This window comes from Pseudoroseomonas cervicalis ATCC 49957 (assembly GCF_000164635.1).
Lineage (GTDB): Bacteria > Pseudomonadota > Alphaproteobacteria > Acetobacterales > Acetobacteraceae > Pseudoroseomonas > Pseudoroseomonas cervicalis.
This window is the reverse complement of the sequence record NZ_GG770814.1, coordinates 1-1627: the sequence shown is the minus strand read 5'-3', so window position 1 is coordinate 1627 and position 1627 is coordinate 1. Positions and strand designations below refer to the sequence as shown.

The window sequence follows — 1627 nt, the reverse complement described above, 5'->3', positions numbered from 1 at the left end:
GAACTGGCGCGGCGCCGCGATCGGCGCGGCGACGGGCGCGGTGGCCGGCGCGGCGGGCGGCTATCTCGCCGCGCTGCAGCAGCGCAACCAGGACCAGGCCGGGCTGCGCGCCTCGCTCGCCTCCGACCTGGAGCGCGAGAATGCCGAGCTCGACCGCACGCAGCTCGCCTTCGACCAGCTGATGGATTGCCGCTTCCGCCAGGCGCAGGAGATCCGCGCCGCGCTGGCCAATGGCAGCCTGGACCGGCCGACCGCCGAGGCGCGCATGGCGCAGCTGCGCGAGCGCACGCAGCGCGAGATCGCGCTGGCGCAGACCATCAGCCAGAATGTCAGCAAGCGCGGCGCCGAGTTCGACACGGCGGTGGAGAGCGTCGCGCCCGGCACCACCAAGACGACGCTGGCGGCGCGCCAGGCGCCGCTGCGCCCGGCGCAGATCAGCCGCGAGGCGGTGCTGCGGCTGCGCCCCGACCCGGCCTCGCCCGAGATCGGCAAGGTGGCGGCGCGCAGCGCGGTGCAGGCGCGCCCCGCCAGCGGCAGCTACGCGCTGGTGGAGACGGCGAGCGGCCAGCGCGGCTATGTCACCACCGATTCCTTCGCCAACCGCCGCGCCATCGGCACGGCGCGCGTGACGCCGACCGGCGTGTCGGGCGATGCGCGTTCGCTGGCCGCCAGCAACATCGCCCGCCGCGACAATTTCGCGGAGAGCGTGACGCAGGCGCAGAGCGCGGCCGCCAGCGGCTTCGAACTGGCGGCGAGCTGAGCCGCGCATGATGCGCGGGACGCTGCGGCGGCTGGCCAGGGGCGCTTCCACGGGCCTGGCCCTGCTGCTCGCCGTCCCGGCCTTCGGGCAGGCGCTGCGGGAGCCGCCGCAGCAGCCCATCCTGCGCATCGAGACGGGGGCGCACACCGCCCCCGTCGCGCGTCTGGCGACCGATGCCGCCGGGCGGCTGCTGGCCAGCGCCAGCGACGACAAGACGCTGCGCCTGTGGTCGCTGCCCGATGGCACGCCGCGCGGCGTGCTGCGCCCGCCGATCGGCGAGGCGGAGGAGGGCGAGCTCTACGCCGTCGCCCTCTCCCCCGATGGCAGCCGCGCCTTCGCCGCCGGCAACACCTGCCGCGCCTGGGATGGCAGTTTCTGCATCTATGTCTTCGACACCGGCACGGGCCGGCTGGCGGCGCGTCTGCCCGGATTGCCGGCGCCGGTGCAGCATCTGGCCATCTCGCCGGACGGCACGCGGCTGGCGGCGGCGCTGGGCGGGCGCGCCGGCATCCGGGTGTGGGACGCCCGCACCGGCCGCGCCGTGTTCGACGACACCGCCTATGCCGGCCCGGCCCGCATGGTCGCCTTCGACCGCGAGGGCAGGCTGGCCAGCAGCAGCGCCGATGGGAAGCTGCGCCTCTACGACGCGCGCGGCCGCAAGCTGGCCGAGCGCGCGCCTTTGGCCAATGCGCGGCCCTTCGGCATCGCCCTCTCGCCCGATGGCACGCTGCTGGCGGTGGGCTATGAGGACCGGCTGCGGGTCGAGATCCTGGCGCTGCCCGATCTGCGCAGCGTGGCGGTGCCCGACGCCTCCGGCCTGCAGGGGGAGGGGCTGCCGGCCGTCGCCTGGGCCAGCGACGGCCGCGG

The 1627-nt window shown here is 76.2% G+C and carries 2 protein-coding genes; both read left to right on the top strand.

Annotated features, from left to right (window positions below; all coding sequences use genetic code 11):
• Positions 1 to 760: hypothetical protein (locus HMPREF0731_RS19270; RefSeq protein ID WP_040614062.1), on the top strand; the 760-nt coding region annotated here is incomplete at its 5' end.
• 7 nt (positions 761 to 767) lie between these two features.
• Positions 768 to 1627, top strand: an 860-nt coding sequence (locus HMPREF0731_RS19265; protein ID WP_007005887.1) for a WD40 repeat domain-containing protein, incomplete at its 3' end; no start/stop codon positions are given.